Source organism: Vibrio sp. 1401 (assembly GCF_033340295.1).
Window position 1 is genome coordinate 17,925 of the sequence record NZ_JAWOWF010000033.1, and the last position, 15,669, is coordinate 33,593.

Genomic DNA, 15,669 nt, shown 5'->3' on the forward strand with positions numbered 1-15,669 from the left:
AGCGCATGATTGTAATTACAGGTGCAAGTAGCGGCTTAGGGGCGGAACTAGCAAAGCGTTATGATGCGGAAGGCAAAGAGACGTATGTAATAGGAAGAAATACAGAAAAACTATCCGCACTAGCAAAACAACTCTCTCATAACGTCGGCTATCAAGCTTGCAACCTCTCATTACATCAAGGTGTGAAACAGCTCTTTGATGGGATGAAACAGCCTCCTGAAATGGTCATTCATAGTGCAGGAAGTGGTTATTTTGGCTTACTGGAAGAGCAGGAGCCGGAAGAGATTCAAAAGTTGATTGATAACAACCTGAATTCTGCGATTCATGTGTTAAGAGAGTTAGTAAAGCGTTACAAAGATCATCCAATAAAAGTGGTCATGATCATGTCCACAGCCGCGCAACAACCTAAAGCGCAAGAGTCTACGTATTGTGCAGTGAAATGGGCCGTCAAAGGATTAATTGAGTCGGTTCGTTTGGAGCTAAAAGGAAAACCTATGAAAATTATCGCGGTTTATCCTGGTGGAATGGATACGGAATTCTGGAAAACAAGCGGCAATACGATGGACACGAGTCACTTCATGCAAGCAGAAGATGCCGCAGAGATGCTCCATAATGCGTTGTCGAGCATTGGGAATGGTTATGTTTCTGATATTACAGTGAATAGAATTTAAAAAGAGTTTCGTATACTCACTTTCATCTGGAAGAGTAGTAGAAAATGGAGCGTACGTTTCTTATGAGTACAGCTTTGTCACACTTTGTGGCGAAATTATCAGCAAACGATAGTTATTTAAGGTATTTCTGCTTGCGCAGGTCAAAAGCTTACGTATAATGCCAACCATCAAAGGGCAATAGCCCAAAGATGCCGGTGTGGTGAAATTGGTATACACGACGGATTCAAAATCCGTTGCCTTCGGGCGTGGCGGTTCAAGTCCGCCCACCGGTACCATACATAGAAAGGTCGCTTTTATAGCGGCCTTTCGTCGTTTTAGGTGCTTGAAAATGTTCTACTTTTCAGTTGCTTACCTCAGTTTTCCTTTCTTGTTATCGACGCTTTTCTCGCACCATTGAGCTCCCTTTATCTGCCTTAAAATTTCTCCCATGGTCCATATATGGTTCATCGCATGACGATTCTGTGCGCAACGGAATCCCAGTAAATCCAACAAATGCTAAAAGCAGCCGTCGCGCAAGCCATTATCTTCAAGAGCTTCGAGCGAGAAGAACCATGGTACGACCATGGTGACTTTACGGTGCTATGCGGTTTTGGTTTAGTTTCTATGGGGTAACTGATCGTTTTGATGGATAGTCGAAAAGTCGGTTTGAGATAGGCGGTTTTGCAGTGTGTGTTGTAAGCGCGTTGGGGTAATACACCTACAATCAATCACACAAATGAATTAACCTCAATTTGCTATCGATATGCAACTGTGTAATCTTCTTTATAGTGGTGAACAAATGGAGCTTGACCAACTATGAAGATGATTTTCGTCGATGCTGAAAATGTAGGACTGAAGGAGCTAGAAAAAATTAATGCTTCGGTCGTTGATAAAGTCTTTGTTTTTTCTAAGTCAGATTCAGTCAAGCTTGTTTGTGAAAAGTCGTTGTATCTGTTCTTATCTGACTATCCGACAGGTCAGAACCAAGCCGATTTCTATATCATTGCATATCTGTCTAGGGTGCTACTTGCTTTAGATAAAAAGCAACTGGGCTCTGTTCACTTTGAGCTATACAGTAACGATGAAAGTTTGATTTCAGCATTTGAGTTTCAGTGCAAGCAATTAGGCGCACCTTGTCAAAGCATCAGAACTAGAGAGAACACCGTTGTTCCAATTGTTAAGCCACAACAGACACCCCAAAAATCTCCTGAAGACAAGCTTCTTCATGCTTTGAACTCTCCTCGTGCTTTAGATCCTAGCTTTCAAAAGCAACTAGGGCTGTCAAAGTCTGACTTTTCTAGAGCTATTCATGAGCTATCAAAGAATAATCAAATCAAGCGCAGTCCTCAGTCCAAGAAAAAATGGGTTAGGTGTTAGTAGGCTGACTTACCGACCTCATTAAAGTGTAATAAATGGCAGTATTCTCCATCGCTACTACTAATCATCAGGGTGTGAATATCGCTGTTCTAAGCTCGTTCATTGACTACTAGAGTACCTTCTGGCGGTAATTGTACGAGATTAGTGTTCGGCTCTCGGTGTGCTCTGAACTATATGATTGCGGTTGAGTTTCTATGCGAGAGATAGGGACTCGCTTTGCTTCGGGGGTCTGTGATTTGGTGATTGTGCGAATGTTGCGAAATGAACTGAGAGCTAGGGTTTGGATAGGATCTTGATATTAAATATATAATAACCAGTACAACAGCTTGCCGTAGGCCGCTGTTGTACTGGTTATTATTAATGGTATGTTCTTGAGTCTGGCTGTGAATTTCAAAACATCATTGATGTGAAAAGTGCTTGTTCAGTATGGATTTTTACACGGATATCCAACTCCATGAATCTGTTCCCAGAGTGATAAGCACGCGTGAAGTTGCGTGCTTATAGCTTTCGCCTCTACCCTAGAACCTCGACGTCGCTGAACATGTAGCCATGTTCTAGCAGGGATTGTTTAACTGAATCTCTTATATCGACATCAATATGAGTGAGTAATTCTTCTGCTGCTAGTTTGGGTTGTATTGTTAAGATTTGTTGGTTGCAGATGCTAGCTTCTTGTAGAAGAACCAGATCATTATTATTTAACGAATATATCAAAGTCTTTCCTTTGGTTTCTCTTTCTTTAGAGAAGACTAATTGACCACCGATTTGAACGGGATGGATGATTGGCTCTGGCGTTAGATCATTGAGCATTTCTTGGAGTCCGTTTAATAGCTCTAATTCATGTTTTTCCCCATTTAAAGCTATTGGTAGTTTGTCACATTTCAAAATGCTGTCTGCAAATACCGCTAGGTTGCTCAGACGAGCGTCTTGTACACCAAGTTCTTTACCAAATGCTAGAGCCTCACAGTCCTTTTGGCGGAATACTTTGCCGCTATCCAGCTTGGAACAGAGTTCCAGTTCTTTCTCTTTGAGTTTGAAAAGAGCGGAGTAGCGTTCTTGCTGTTCTTCGATGAACTTTTCAAAATTACCCTGAAGCTTTTTAGCAGAATCAATTGCGAACTCGATATCTTCAAATTCGATAAAACCTTCTGGTTTTTTAATCGAGTCAGAGTAATACATATTCTGACCATCTAGTCGCATTGTGCCGTACTTAGGTCCAAATTGACTGTCATCGAGAAACTGGGCAACTCTCTCCATAGTACGAACAAGCTCAGACAGCGGATGGGAGAAATATGAACCTGAATATTGAAAGTGAAAGTCCTCTAGTGCTTTATGTATATGAGTAAGAAGCTCTTTCTGTACATTTTCAAGGTTTATTTCAGCGTTGGTATGAAGTGCAAAACTTCTCTGTAGAGTGTTTGAAATCGAATGTTCAACGGTGCTTCTGAAGAATTTTTGATTTTCTTGTTCTCGATGTTGTTTCTTTGCTATCTGTTCTTCTGCCTCTTGAATCGCTTTTTTAAGCTGTTCGAGTACTGAGTGCATGGTATTTTGGTAACTTGATGGTAATACGCCAAATGGTTTTACGTATGGCGCCATTTGGTTAACTACATGTTCTTGTCTTTTAGTGAAATAGAGGTCGGAATCAACCTCCTTGCAAACATACAAGTGATACTGAGTCGCGATAACCTCATTTAATGATTCTAATGACTCTGCACTGTCGAATTTCTCACGCAACTCGAAGGGAAGTGAAGGAAGCTCTCCTATAAAGGCTTTCATTTGCTTCACTAGAAATAGGTCTAGATCTTCTTTAGCTAAAGCTAAACGCACGCATTTGGAAACCTGGAATGTTTCCGCTTTAAGGTTTGGTAAGCGGAGGTTTAACAATGCTCTTAGTTTTTGAAGATTTTCACTACCCGCTTTTTCTCCATTTTCCCATCCATTAATTCTGGACTGATTGACCCCACATCTGCGGGCTATTTCTGACCTAGGGATATTTAAAGATACTAGTTGTTCGACAATGCTTTTAGCGCAGTCCTTATCAAGCTTTTGATTGTGGGTTATTGATTCTGACATAGACACCTCTTTTTGGGTTAAGTTTGAAATGACTATAAATGCATATAAGAATGAAATAAAAGGAAAATTTACGGAAGTGTGATTTTGTAATTAATTGAAATTAAAAGGTAATTATTCTTTTTAAAGAAATTAATAAAGAAATTTTGGATGTTTTTAAGGTGTTTTTGGCTGAAAGACACCTTGCCATTCGTTACTTTTGGGAGATTTTTTTGCATGAGAGGAGAGTTATTGAGCTTAAATGCCATTCTGCGTAAATTTTACATAAATAAATCTCTCTGTTTTCTTTGTATGTTTTGGTTCTAGTTTGTTTTTACGGAAGTTTTGAGTAACTTTGTGATATCTCTAACCGTATCGCGTCGCCGTAACAAACAACTATTCAAACAGATATTAACTAATTGAATATCTAGTTAATGGAGGTTTGAATGAGCAAATCACAACGACTCACCACCACTTTCCTCAACAATCTCAAGCCCAATCCTGCCAACGCTAAATCCACCGATTACGAAGTTAATCTATCTGCTATGAAAGACTCTGGTCTGCCTGTAGGAGTTCGTTGCTTAGTGGGAAAACGACAGGGTTCAGTTCGCTATCTTCTTCGATACACTAGTCCAGTGACAGGTCGCAAAGCCTCTATCGGTCTAGGGCGACTCAATGACACTGACCTAATCACCTTACGCAAGAAAGCTAAAGAGTATCGCCAGCAGATTCTTGAGGGTATTGATCCGAAGATTGAACGTGATACTGAAAAAGCTGACTCTTCTATGACTCTTGAGCGATTTTTCGAAACTGTTTACCTTCCGCTTCAAAAACAACGCCGCACATGGAAAGATGATGTCGCTCGGTTTCGCCATGCTAAGTCGATACATCATGTTCCAATCAATCAGATCACTGCTGCTCATATCGTTAAAGTTCAGATGGAAATGCAGGGAGCGATCAGTAAGACCACTGGAAAGCCTTATGCGACAGCCACTATTTGCAGAGTGTTGGCACTGTTAAAGTCTTTAAATCGACACGCATACCGTCTCATGGATTGTCCGTTGGTGGCGGATAAAGTTAGCTTACCAAAAGTGGACAATGTTAAAACTGCGTACTTATCCGAATCACAGCTAAAGGAGTTCATCGGTCATGCCCTGAACCATGAAGACAAAAGTATTGGCGCATACCTAGCTTTGTTGTTTTTGACTGGTGCAAGGGATAAGGAACTGCGTTTGCGCTTGAAATCCGATGTGAATTGGGAGGAGAAATCTCTCACTATCCCGCATACGAAAAACGGTAGTAGCCACGTTATTTACTTGAGTGATTACATGCTTGATATTTTGAGGTCGGTGCCACATGTGTCGAATAATCCGTATCTCTTTCCTGGACGCAAAAAGGGTAAACCAGTAGGGCAACCTAGACATGCTTTCAAGGCTATCAAAGCCAAGATGGGATTGCCCGACATACCCGGAGATAAAGCGAATCTAACCCTGCATTCAGCTCGTCATACAGTTGGGAGTTTGTTAGCTAGCCAAGGAGTCTCGTTACACGACATAGCCAAACAGCTGAATCACGCTGACCTGTCATCAACAAGGCGCTACTCAAAATTGACTGTAGGGCGTCGGAGGGAGATTGGCTCTCGTTTATCCGATATAGTGACTGCGAATCCAGAGGTACGTTGGGAATGAAGAAGTTAGGTTTAACCAATTAATTTAGAAATGACATTAGAAAAGCCCCTGTTTAGCGATGAGCTAAACAGGGGCTTTTTCATTATTAGAAGGAAAATCATCTGACACGTCTCGATAGAGAGTGGAAAGTTGGTTTTCGTTAGTTATAAGGAAATTCACGATGAAAACAGTAAACAAGTTTGAAGACATTCAATCACTGCCAATGCCTGATGGTGTGAAAGCAAAACTGCTCGAACACTTGATTGAGCCATTCGGTGATGAAGAAAACACAAAAGCATTCTGGGATGAGGTCGGTACGACCTTGTACTTGATTGAGGAGTCCGATACCGACGAAACCTTGAGTGAAGAGTCTGAGGAAGACCAGCATTTTCTAAGGTTCCTTAGTAACTTTAGCGAGTGGGTGCTAATTCTTAACTCTCCTGACTGTCCTTGGCTTATAGCGGTCGCCATAGTGACCATGGAAGGTGGTGGTGTGTACTGTTGCGCTCCTATGAACAGTCCAACGTTCCCTGTCGCCAAGTTAGCTGATCAAGCTGAATCTTAAAACCAAATTAAACCTGAATTATTCCATCTTAAAGGAGGTGTCCTATGGCACGTAAACCAAGCAATAAACAAGAAACTGTTCAACCTGAAATCGTAGAGGGTAATGAACAAGTAACAGTCGTGGAAGAGTTACCAGTTGACCATTTCACTCATATCGTGCTCGAAGGCAAAGCGAAAAAGCTATCGCCGAAAACGGAAAATCATTTGTTCTATGAAATTGCTATTCATCAAGGGGAGAAGGAACTTTATATCCGTATATCGGGTAATCAAGGAGGTGGTCTTTATTGTCGAAGTTGGATCCCACTTAAAGATATCACCGCTGTACTAGATGTGCAGGGTGATAAGCCGTTCAAGAGTTCTGTGATGAAGTGTGTCTTTTCCGGGCAGTCAGCGAATAACGCTGGTTTTATGGCTGCTTGTTGCAGGGGGCTTGGTCTTATCATCCAGTCGGAGAAATCAGTGTTTCTTCACGTTCTAGCGCCAGACTACGAGCAACGTCGTGATGAGTTGCTGTCTCTCGTGGACGCTGAAGCCAAAGCTGAATAACCCCAAAACCAAATCAATCCTTACCCACTAAGCCAATTCAGGCTTTCATACCGAGCACTTAACAAGAGTGCTTTCCTGACAAACTAAAAGAGATTTTATTATGAACTTAACTTTTGACGTTGAGCGATTACTGCTGCCTGTTAGTGTCGATCTTCAAGATGCTTTAAACCGAGTGATCAGCGAATCAGGCAAATGGACACCCATGATCCAATCGGTTGTGTTTAACTTCCGAGATTCATCCTACAGTTCGGAAAACGGCGGTTGGCACCCAGTTGAAATCAGGCTTGTTCGCCTCTACGACCAGTGGATCTTTGATTACATCACTGACTTTGCGTATTGCGGTGGTCCTTATCCCGAACTGGTTAAAGAGGTGGACTTTAACTTCTCATCTGGAACAGCGAGTTTTTCCTATGTTCCGGAGTTGCCGATAACAAGTAGTGAGGTAATGGAGTTCTACTCGATGTGGGAATCCAACTTTCTCAGCTACGTCGAAATGGGCGTGTTCGATGAGATAAAAGTCACTGTGGATTAGTCCATCGGCAACAAACCAAGTAGAAAGCACCATGTATGTACCATAAAATAGTTGACTCACTTCCTAGTGACACTAAGGCTTCCTATTGCTCCATGTTAATCATGGCGTGATGGGAAGCCTTTTTCATTGGGGCAAGTTTTAGCAACGTTTACCCAATCCGTTGCCTTAGGGATTCAGAGGGGATGAAGTTGCTGGATTGCAATGGACGGTGGAAAAACCAAGGAAGGGAGTCTTAATTTTAACGACTTTGGTTGGTTTACACTGGTGTTTTGTTATTAAAAGCTCCCATTGCTATGTCGAAGCAATGGGAGCAGTAAGGGACGGGAAGCCTATAGAAAATACCGAGAGAATGATTTGTCTGATGCTATCTCTGCAACTAGGGATAAAGGCTTCCCTTAATATCAGCGCCAAGAGCGCACCTTAATCTTATGTTCGTAGTTTGGCTCGAAAACTTGGTCATTTTCAACGTTGCCATACGAAATGACAACTTATCCAATTTACCCCAGTACAAACAGAATTAGATATAACTTACTGGCTTAGTTCGTCCAGTAGAGACAACCCTAGCTGATACTTGTCATCTAGTGCAGATGGGTGAACATGTCTCTTTATATTTGGTAGAGAGTTCAGGTAGCTGAAGAATCCGGAAGTGGTCATAGGGTATCCAGGCTCAAAATATTCTTCCTCATCATCCTCAAATGAAAACCAATGACAAAGCATTACGAGGTCTTCTTTCTCGTAAACAACCGCAGATGTGCGTGACTTTTCATGGTCGCTGTAAGCTAGAAAGTCAATGAAGATAACTTCTTGGCTTTCTGGGTTTTCCAAATGCTCTTCTGCCATCTGAATCGAGTAGTGATCCGACTCTGCGAAAAACATTTGAGTTCCCATTGTTGCTTCATGTCCCCAAGCTGCTGCCGCACACTTGGCAATTTTCTCACTTTGACAGTCGTTAAGTAGATGCTCTGTTTTATTGAATGAAATAGACATGTTTTTGTACCTATTTTGTTTTGGTTTCGATACGCGGATTAAACATGCTTCACTTATAAAACACTAGTCTAACTGATAGATTTATAACGATATTCGTGAATGGATTGACACAAATGAACTTTTACTCAAATTTTTCACCTATTTTCAGAAGCTAGTTAAAACAGGCTAGGTGTAACAAAAGGAACTTGTCACCGGAATCTATAGTGACAAGTTCAATTTATGGCTCTGTTTATCCAGTCATCATACCCAGTAGATAGCCAACGGCGGTGAAGCTCAACAAGTTAGCGATATCAACTAGGTAAAGATACGGACTGGACTGAGTGATTTGGAGCAGAGTTCGTGCATCAGACATCATGGTTATACCCCTATTAAATTACTTCTCCTAGCGGAGTTATTTATTAGTTAGTCTCAACCCGACCAAAAACGGCATCATTTCGAGCTTTCCCTTGCGCGGTATCGGTTTGAGATTTCGCTAAATCGTTTCTTTCGCTTATCTCACATAGGTAAGCTTAAAATCGGTACATAGTGGCAAGTTGATGGTTAGGGCGGTCGGTCGCGGCGTAGTGAAACGACATTATGTCTTGGTTCTTTGTTGTCTTGGAGCTGTGCTTCTAGATAGCGCGGTGGGACGTCATTTATTAACGTGGCAACTACTTGTAACGATCCAATGTGGCGTGGAGATCGCGTATAAGTTCAAGCTTAAGGCTGACAGGGGAAAGCACCTCGACTTGAGGTATCCAAGACTTCAACAAGGGCAAGATATCGCTCAATCTTGATACACGACTGCTAACCAACAAACTACCGTCGCTCAGTTCTTTCAATAGTTGCTGGTGGGGAAGAATCATACCTTCAAGAAAGCGTGGAGCTACTTCCCTATCAACCTGTACAAGCACCTCAGCATCATCCGGAGTTAGCCACTCCATCCCTTGTTTATGTATCTCCTCGTGGACCTTTTGATTCGGTTTGTATTTATCTTCCCGGCGGTGAATCCGTGAAATATTCGGTAATCGGTACGAATGTAGCTGGTCACAGTAGGTCGCAGCGAGGAACCAGATACCACGGTCGTTCACCAAACGATAGGGATGGACAGATTCAAACGTTTTGCCATTGTAAATAAGGTCAATAACAGAGTGAGTGGTAATAACTTCGGTCAACTGCCTAAACTGCGCATCGAACTTCTCAATGGGTTCGGAGCGTGGATTCTTAAACAGAACGGGAGTGTGACCGTTGAACTTGTAGTGATTCGGTAGTAGCGCAGACAAACCCGTATCGTGCAGTACCTTGTTGGTATTCGCATTACCATTATTTCGAGTTACTGGATCTAACCGATAACCCTCATTGGTGCGGATAATCGGAGCGTTGACTAGCCTTTCATTGAAATCGCGTCTCAGGGTTTTCTCGCTTACCTGATAATCCGCGACCAACTGCTCAGGGGAGAGCACTTCTCCCATAAACAATCTCGTCAATATGTCACCTAGCCTTAAAGCTAGCTTTTCACTCTTATCGCTCATGCTACTAGCGTACGGTTTCCCTTGGACAGGTTGAGGGCAAAACATTTTTAAATGTTTCTAACCGTCACGCACTTAGATTTGGCATAGCTTTCATTGGATAAGGCAGGGCAATGACGATGACTATTTTCACACTCATTCTGCGGTCTTGGACATACCCTGTCCGAGCGCAGTGGGATACTACACAACGTAGATTTACTACAACGTTAATTAAAGGAAACTATAATGAAAGTGACATTCATTAAGCCACTTATGGCATCAGGTTACTCATGCCGTTCTTTGGGTTGTCCCGGTTGGGTCACCAAGGGTGGGTCATGCGATACGTGTGGCGCAATGGATTACAGTTAAGAAGGAGTATTCGTTATGGGCGGTTGGACAGAAGACCAAGGTGACTATGATGATGGCACAGAAGATTCTGGCTTCAGTCAGGACTTCGATATGGAGCCGGGCGACGATGGTTGGCTCGGCGGCGACTTCATGGCTGATGATGACGATGATTAAGTCCCATCACTAATATTAGGCTTATCAACAAGGGCGGTATCGAAAGGTATCGCCCTTTTCTGTATCTATAGGAAAGGAAAAAACATTATGGCGAAGACACATTTTCACTCTAACCATCAACAGCGCTGGTTTAAGCCTAGCGCGTCAACAGGCGTTCGATTCGCGAAGTACGGTGCCACACTCGGTACCCGCTATGGTCCACAGGGCGTCGTTCTCGGTGGAGCCATAGGGTTTGTTGCAGGTGCTCTTGTGGGAGGTGTTCTAGACGAGCTTGAACTGTAATTAAAAAAGAAGTAGGGAGACCTACTTCTTTTTCTTGATTTTGCTTCCATTGTCAGGATTATAAGTAGCAATAATTTATAAACTATAACAATGGATTCTCACATAGGAGATCTCCAAATTCATGCTTGGAATCAATAAAGAAACACTGAACCTCAGAAAGCTCATTCTTGTCATTTGTATTTTTAGTGTTTCCATAACATTAATTAATGCTTTTTTCTCAATTTATCAGGTTCAACGCGATCATATTATCCGTGACACTTTAGAGACAAACCATACTTATGCCAAGAAGATGGCAGAAGTTACGGATGTTTTTTCGGAGTCTGCTATGCGACAAGTTGAGTTCTCTGCTGAGCTTTTGGGAAGACATTTCACGAGCAAAGACTATATAGAGCGTGAACTGAATCGCTTACAACAACAGGCGAACTTATTTAACTCTACAGTGCTTGTAGATAATGAAGGATTCATCGTTTCAACCTCAAAAAACATAACAAAAGCAGAGGGGATACAAATTAAAGATGAAGCTATCTTACACTCCATTAACAAAGTGCAACCTTTTATTACCAAACCATTCCTTTCACCTAAAGGAAACTACTTGTTATGCATTTCCTATCCTATTTTCTCTCCTAATAAAGAATATCTTGGGTACTTAGGGGGGACGATCTACCTTAAAGATAACAATGTCTTAAAATCTCTCCTTGATGATCATAGCCATAGCGATGGTTTGTATTTGTACGTAGTTGATAATAGCAAAACGATAATCTACCACCCAGACAGTACCTTGATAGGCAAGGTTGTTGAAGACAATGAAGGAGTTAACTCGGCTCTTGAAGGTAAAGACGGTGGTCTTGAAGTGGTTGACTATTTCGGTGAAAAAGTGCTTGCCGGGTATGCACCTGTACAAACAACAGGATGGGGTGTTGTCGTCGAGAAATCAAAGTCTCTTAGCTTTGACTTATTAGAGTCTCAAATCCATTCTGTTTTTGCACGTACGATACCTTTGAGCCTTTTTACTTTTATCCTTATTTGGGTAACGTCTGCCACTATATCTAAACCTTTATGGCAGCTTGCTCGTTCTATAAATAGAACAAACGTGGAAGACTCTGAGCCTATTGATTTCAAAAAGATAAAACCTTGGTTTTTTGAAGCGTTTTTATTGAAGTCAGCAGTACTTAAGACACTAACGGATGTTTCTAACACGATAGAAAAACTTCATTGCAATAGTTTGACTGATGTCATGACGGGACTCACTAATCGTAGAGGTTTTGAAGAAGCACTTGAGAGGTTTAAAGAAAGTAAGAAACCTCTTTCTATTATGGCTATTGATATTGATTTCTTTAAAAAAGTGAATGATACCTATGGACACAGTGTTGGAGATGAGGTTCTAAAAGAGCTTTCTAACCTGATTAAATCTCAATCGCGCAAGACAGATGTTTTATGTCGAACTGGTGGGGAAGAGTTCATGACTTTTCTTGCTGAAATGAATGTAGAAAATGCATTTGAGAAGGCTGAAAGATTAAGAAAGCATGTTGAACAGCACCAGTTTGCAAGCATAGGTAATTTAACTGTTTCAATTGGCGTGTCACATTGGACTGGAAGTGGAGAAACACTTCATATGGCTATCCAAAAAGCAGATACAGCACTGTATCAAGCGAAAAGGAAAGGTAGAAACCGAACTGAAGTCAATGTCTAAGACTAATGAGTTTAACGGGTCACTGAGTTTTTCGGTACTAGGAGTACCTAGAGATGGTGACATGAACAAGTTGAGGTGCAATCGCCTCTACTTTTTTCTTTATCGTAACTGATGGGAAGTGGTTTCCCTTTATCTCGTCGGGCTTTTTCCTCTGTGTTCATTTAGTCCGTTGGGGAATTAATACCATTCTTAATTTCACACGGCCACGTGAGCAAGATAGGTTTTGTTTTATATGCTTGAGGTCTTTCAATGAACATTTTGGGTGTAACGATATCGTGAAACTCTGTCAGTGAGAGCGATTGGTGCATACGTTGTAAGATATACCTTATGCCGCGTTTGCCGATATGTCCCTCCGATGTTGAGAGCTTTACGTTACATGTGTGAATTTTTCTTTGTCTAACAATTGTGTGTTTTTTGTCAGGTAACGATGGCTCCCAAAAGTTGAACTTATTGAATAATATCTGACCAGTAAACGGGTTAGGTACGTCTTGCTGAAAGTCTTGCTCGATGGTGGCTTTATATTTTATTCGACTTTTGTCACTAATAACGAGTTCGAGCGTTAATTGATTACGGTTTTTAATTGCATACACTGAGTAAGTGCTGTCTCTACTACCAAGATATTTGTAGAGCGGATTTAGGTTTGTAATTTTGAACGGGATGTATTTGATACTTTTGCTTGGTTTAACCAAGAGATAGATAAGGTACGTGCTCTGTTCGTCGTCTTTCTCGTCAGTTTCGCCACGCGTATCGTCATAATAATCTAAGTAATTATGAGTGGTTGTCTCAATCTCTTTGCTTTCTTTGGTATCAGCTTTACGAGCTTTGTTATCAACCTCGTCGTTAATGGTGTTAAAGATAACGAGTTTGGCATCTAAGAGCTGTTTGTTAGCTACTTTATTGGTACTTGGTTGACCAATATGTTTTTTGTAGAACTTGAGATTCGTTTCTATTAGGTGCTTTTCTGCTGGTGGTGATGCTCTGCGTACGGCTTCAAGAAGCAGCTGATGGCTTTCTTCTTCGTACTTTCGCTCGGTTGAAATGAAGTTTCCCAAGAGCTGGATAAATTCTCGGTTTTGTTTATACCAGGGTGGGAAGTCTAGAATATCTACCGTGATTGGCATCTCTATATCTTGGTATGCCTCGTCTTTACTGCTGTCCAATTCTACAATGCTGCTCTCGATTAAAGTGAGCGCAATTCTTTTCTTGTTTGACAATTCTTTCAATGGCTTGAGCGTTTTAATGTGCTTAGTTTTATAAGTGGAATGTGCGGAACGCTTTGGGAACGACTGGTGTAACCCTGCTTTTTTAAAGGCACTTTCCAATGCTGCGGTAGCTTTATCAGGACTGAAGCCAAATAGCCGCTGTAGGGTAATGATGAGCAAGTGCTTGTTATGAATTGATAAGGGTTTAGCTTTTGGCGTGAAAAGGTAAACCGTTTTTTCATAGAGTACGGGTTTTCTTCTAGGCATATTAAATCAAACAAAATGGTTCCTTAATCTGTGCATACTAACGAGTTAATCTCTTTGTATGAACTCTTTTTTCTTACGGTGCATCATATTTTATGGTCTGTAGAGGGAGTCGTGTGGTCGGCACTCTTCAGTCAGTGTCACCTTAATCTTTGCTCACGATTTACTTATACGGAGTGAGATATTGTGAGCACTACACCGATAGAAATGAACCAGAAGGTACTCAATGCGTTGCCTCGTCCTGCTAAGGGCGAGCAAGGTGTTGAGTATCCTTGGAAGAAAAACCCCCGATTGCGCGTACTTGTGACCGCGAAGAGTATGCGCTGGATAGTTCGCCTTGGCTGGAAAGGAAAGCGTTACTACGAGTCGTTTGGGACTTACCCCGAAATGAAGTTTGCTGAATTCAATCAGTTGGCTTACCAATTTATCGCTGATGTTCAGTCTGGGGCATACCAGAAGGGGTCGCGTTTGACTGTACAACAGTTCTTTGATGACGTTGTACTTCCATACAGTCGTAATCATCACCGCGATTCTAAGACCTTTTTATCCCGCTCTAAGCGCGTAATGGCTGCGTTTGGTAAAGAGCGTGTTACGGACGTGACTCGCCGTGATGTTGAACGGTTTCTCAATTCACTTACTGACTTAAGCAATTCCTCTATTAACCGTTATCAAGCCTTCTTATCGAAATTTTTCTCGATGGCGGTTGACCATGAAATTATCGACAAAAGTCCAGTAAAGGGTGTGAAAAAGCGGGTGGAGAACAATGCGAAAGACCGAGTGTTGTCCTCTAAAGAGATGGAAAGCTTTTGTCGTCATGCTTGTGCTGAACCCAACTTCATTCATGCCTATGCGTTGATGCTTAGCCTGCTTACAGGTATGCGTATTGGTAACGTGATTAGTCTTTCTCGTTCCATGTTAGCTGACGATCTATCGTCTGCTTTATTGCCTATGACTAAGTCGGGTAAATCGCAGCGCGTCTATTTCTCCGAGCCAGCAAAACGCCTGATCCGTAAATGCCTCAAAGTGTCGTTCAACGATTGGGTGTTCCCCTCGTTAAAGAACCAAGGAGAGCACATTGCATATCCACGCGCTTGTATGGAGCGCATTCAACTTGCCATGAAGCAAGAAGGCTGTCTGGACGCACCTTTTACTATCCACGATCTTCGCCGCACTTACGCAACCCAAATGTTGCTTGCGACGAACGATATTCGTCTCGCGCAGCAAAGTCTTGGTCACTCCAATGTGAATGTGACCGAGCGTTACGCCTACTATCAAAATACCCATCTAGCGCAAGCCTCTCAGCAGACCGTTGACGCCATGCTACCTAACTTACAAATCGATTAAGGAGTTCGACATGTCCAGAGTACTAACTATTGAAGAATTTGCGGAAATGTACGGCTTAAACCCAGCAACCGTACGAACCAATGTAACTCGCAACCCTAAAAGTTTACCGCCAGTGATGCGCATAGGTCGCAGTGTGCGCTTTTTGCGTAGTGAGGTTGAGCGTTGGGAAAAAGAGATGACAATGCATTAACACAGTAATATTTCTCAATACAGATAAAAGCCCAAAGGCGTCCGTTAGGACGTCTTTGGGCTTTTTAGTATCTGCCTATAAAAATCAAACAAAAGTGTACCTAACCTTGATCTTTTTACTATCACAGCCTTGACGATTGATATTTCTTCTAGCGCCTTTCGTGACTTAGGTTCTGCGCTAAATCTTCGCTGGACTTTGAGCGACGAGTTAATTGTTTTGTGGCTTGTCGACTCGATTCTCTTCTTAGTTGAGTGCTTTCTTTCATCCCTAATATGAACCTCAGCAACGCAGCGATTCTCTCGCTTAGTTGTTTTCG

At 42.0% G+C, this 15,669-nt stretch carries 17 protein-coding genes and 1 tRNA gene; 13 read left to right on the forward strand and 5 right to left on the reverse strand.

The features are described 5' to 3' along the window. Positions 1-5: 5 nt before the first annotated feature. The 3 genes from R7Z77_RS16255 (at position 6) to R7Z77_RS16265 (ending at position 2,027) form a co-directional block, all read left to right on the forward strand. The gene (locus R7Z77_RS16255) at positions 6-671 is read left to right on the forward strand and encodes an SDR family NAD(P)-dependent oxidoreductase (RefSeq protein ID WP_033906213.1); all 666 of its coding nucleotides are present in this window, start codon (positions 6-8) and stop codon (positions 669-671) included. A 190-nt stretch (positions 672-861) separates the two neighbouring features. Next, positions 862-946 (forward strand) — tRNA-Leu (locus tag R7Z77_RS16260). Positions 947-1,466: 520 nt separating this feature from the next. Continuing rightward, complete coding sequence (locus tag R7Z77_RS16265) at positions 1,467-2,027, forward strand: hypothetical protein (protein WP_318136743.1); 561 nt, start codon at positions 1,467-1,469, stop codon at positions 2,025-2,027. Positions 2,028-2,540: 513 nt separating this feature from the next. Here the strand turns inward: R7Z77_RS16265 and R7Z77_RS16270 are convergent. Next, positions 2,541-4,100: a helix-turn-helix domain-containing protein gene (locus R7Z77_RS16270; RefSeq protein WP_318136744.1), complete on the reverse strand. Its 1,560-nt coding sequence runs from the start codon at positions 4,098-4,100 to the stop codon at positions 2,541-2,543. Between the two features lie 422 nt (positions 4,101-4,522). On the opposite strand from R7Z77_RS16270, the gene R7Z77_RS16275 reads away from it, so the two are divergent. The 4 genes from R7Z77_RS16275 to R7Z77_RS16290 all read left to right on the forward strand — a co-directional run bounded on the left by R7Z77_RS16275 (position 4,523) and on the right by R7Z77_RS16290 (position 7,385). After that, positions 4,523-5,764, forward strand: coding sequence for an integrase family protein (locus R7Z77_RS16275; protein ID WP_318136745.1), 1,242 nt, complete (start codon positions 4,523-4,525; stop codon positions 5,762-5,764). 160 nt (positions 5,765-5,924) lie between these two features. Beyond that, positions 5,925-6,308 (forward strand): hypothetical protein, encoded by a 384-nt coding sequence (locus tag R7Z77_RS16280; RefSeq protein WP_053809382.1) that lies wholly within the window; start codon positions 5,925-5,927, stop codon positions 6,306-6,308. A gap of 44 nt (positions 6,309-6,352) precedes the next feature. Beyond that, on the forward strand, positions 6,353-6,853 hold the full coding sequence (locus tag R7Z77_RS16285; RefSeq protein WP_053300897.1) for a hypothetical protein: 501 nt from the start codon (positions 6,353-6,355) through the stop codon (positions 6,851-6,853). A 100-nt stretch (positions 6,854-6,953) separates the two neighbouring features. Continuing rightward, the gene (locus R7Z77_RS16290; RefSeq protein ID WP_061894857.1) at positions 6,954-7,385 is read left to right on the forward strand and encodes a DUF2787 domain-containing protein; all 432 of its coding nucleotides are present in this window, start codon (positions 6,954-6,956) and stop codon (positions 7,383-7,385) included. A gap of 528 nt (positions 7,386-7,913) precedes the next feature. On the opposite strand, the gene R7Z77_RS16295 is transcribed toward R7Z77_RS16290, so the two are convergent. The 3 genes from R7Z77_RS16295 to R7Z77_RS16305 all read right to left on the reverse strand — a co-directional run bounded on the left by R7Z77_RS16295 (position 7,914) and on the right by R7Z77_RS16305 (position 9,928). Next, positions 7,914-8,372, reverse strand: coding sequence for a hypothetical protein (locus R7Z77_RS16295; RefSeq protein ID WP_318136746.1), 459 nt, complete (start codon positions 8,370-8,372; stop codon positions 7,914-7,916). Between the two features lie 229 nt (positions 8,373-8,601). Further along, positions 8,602-8,727 carry a hypothetical protein gene (locus tag R7Z77_RS16300; RefSeq protein WP_005484867.1) on the reverse strand — a complete coding sequence of 42 codons (126 nt, stop codon included), beginning with the start codon at positions 8,725-8,727 and terminating at the stop codon, positions 8,602-8,604. 295 nt (positions 8,728-9,022) lie between these two features. Next, entirely contained in the window at positions 9,023-9,928 is a 906-nt protein-coding gene (locus tag R7Z77_RS16305; RefSeq protein WP_318136747.1) for a helix-turn-helix transcriptional regulator, read from the reverse strand. A gap of 177 nt (positions 9,929-10,105) precedes the next feature. Between R7Z77_RS16305 and R7Z77_RS16310 the strand changes: the two genes are divergently transcribed. From R7Z77_RS16310 to R7Z77_RS16325, 4 genes are all read left to right on the forward strand, one after another. Next, positions 10,106-10,228, forward strand: a complete 123-nt coding sequence (locus R7Z77_RS16310; RefSeq protein ID WP_256913817.1) for a hypothetical protein — start codon at positions 10,106-10,108, stop codon at positions 10,226-10,228. 15 nt (positions 10,229-10,243) lie between these two features. Beyond that, a complete protein-coding gene (locus R7Z77_RS16315) occupies positions 10,244-10,381 on the forward strand; it encodes a hypothetical protein (RefSeq protein ID WP_023585706.1) in 138 nt (45 codons plus the stop codon). 87 nt (positions 10,382-10,468) lie between these two features. Then, complete coding sequence (locus R7Z77_RS16320; RefSeq protein ID WP_136977353.1) at positions 10,469-10,663, forward strand: hypothetical protein; 195 nt, start codon at positions 10,469-10,471, stop codon at positions 10,661-10,663. 121 nt (positions 10,664-10,784) lie between these two features. Continuing rightward, positions 10,785-12,353: a sensor domain-containing diguanylate cyclase gene (locus tag R7Z77_RS16325; RefSeq protein ID WP_318136748.1), complete on the forward strand. Its 1,569-nt coding sequence runs from the start codon at positions 10,785-10,787 to the stop codon at positions 12,351-12,353. Between the two features lie 161 nt (positions 12,354-12,514). Here the strand turns inward: R7Z77_RS16325 and R7Z77_RS16330 are convergent, their stop codons facing one another. Beyond that, entirely contained in the window at positions 12,515-13,822 is a 1,308-nt protein-coding gene (locus R7Z77_RS16330; protein ID WP_318136749.1) for a hypothetical protein, read from the reverse strand. Positions 13,823-14,005: 183 nt separating this feature from the next. Between R7Z77_RS16330 and R7Z77_RS16335 the strand changes: the two genes are divergently transcribed. After that, positions 14,006-15,163 carry a tyrosine-type recombinase/integrase gene (locus R7Z77_RS16335; RefSeq protein ID WP_318136750.1) on the forward strand — a complete coding sequence of 386 codons (1,158 nt, stop codon included), beginning with the start codon at positions 14,006-14,008 and terminating at the stop codon, positions 15,161-15,163. Positions 15,164-15,173: 10 nt separating this feature from the next. Continuing rightward, positions 15,174-15,353, forward strand: coding sequence for a helix-turn-helix domain-containing protein (locus R7Z77_RS16340; RefSeq protein WP_005484891.1), 180 nt, complete (start codon positions 15,174-15,176; stop codon positions 15,351-15,353). The last annotated feature ends 316 nt before the right edge of the window (positions 15,354-15,669 follow it).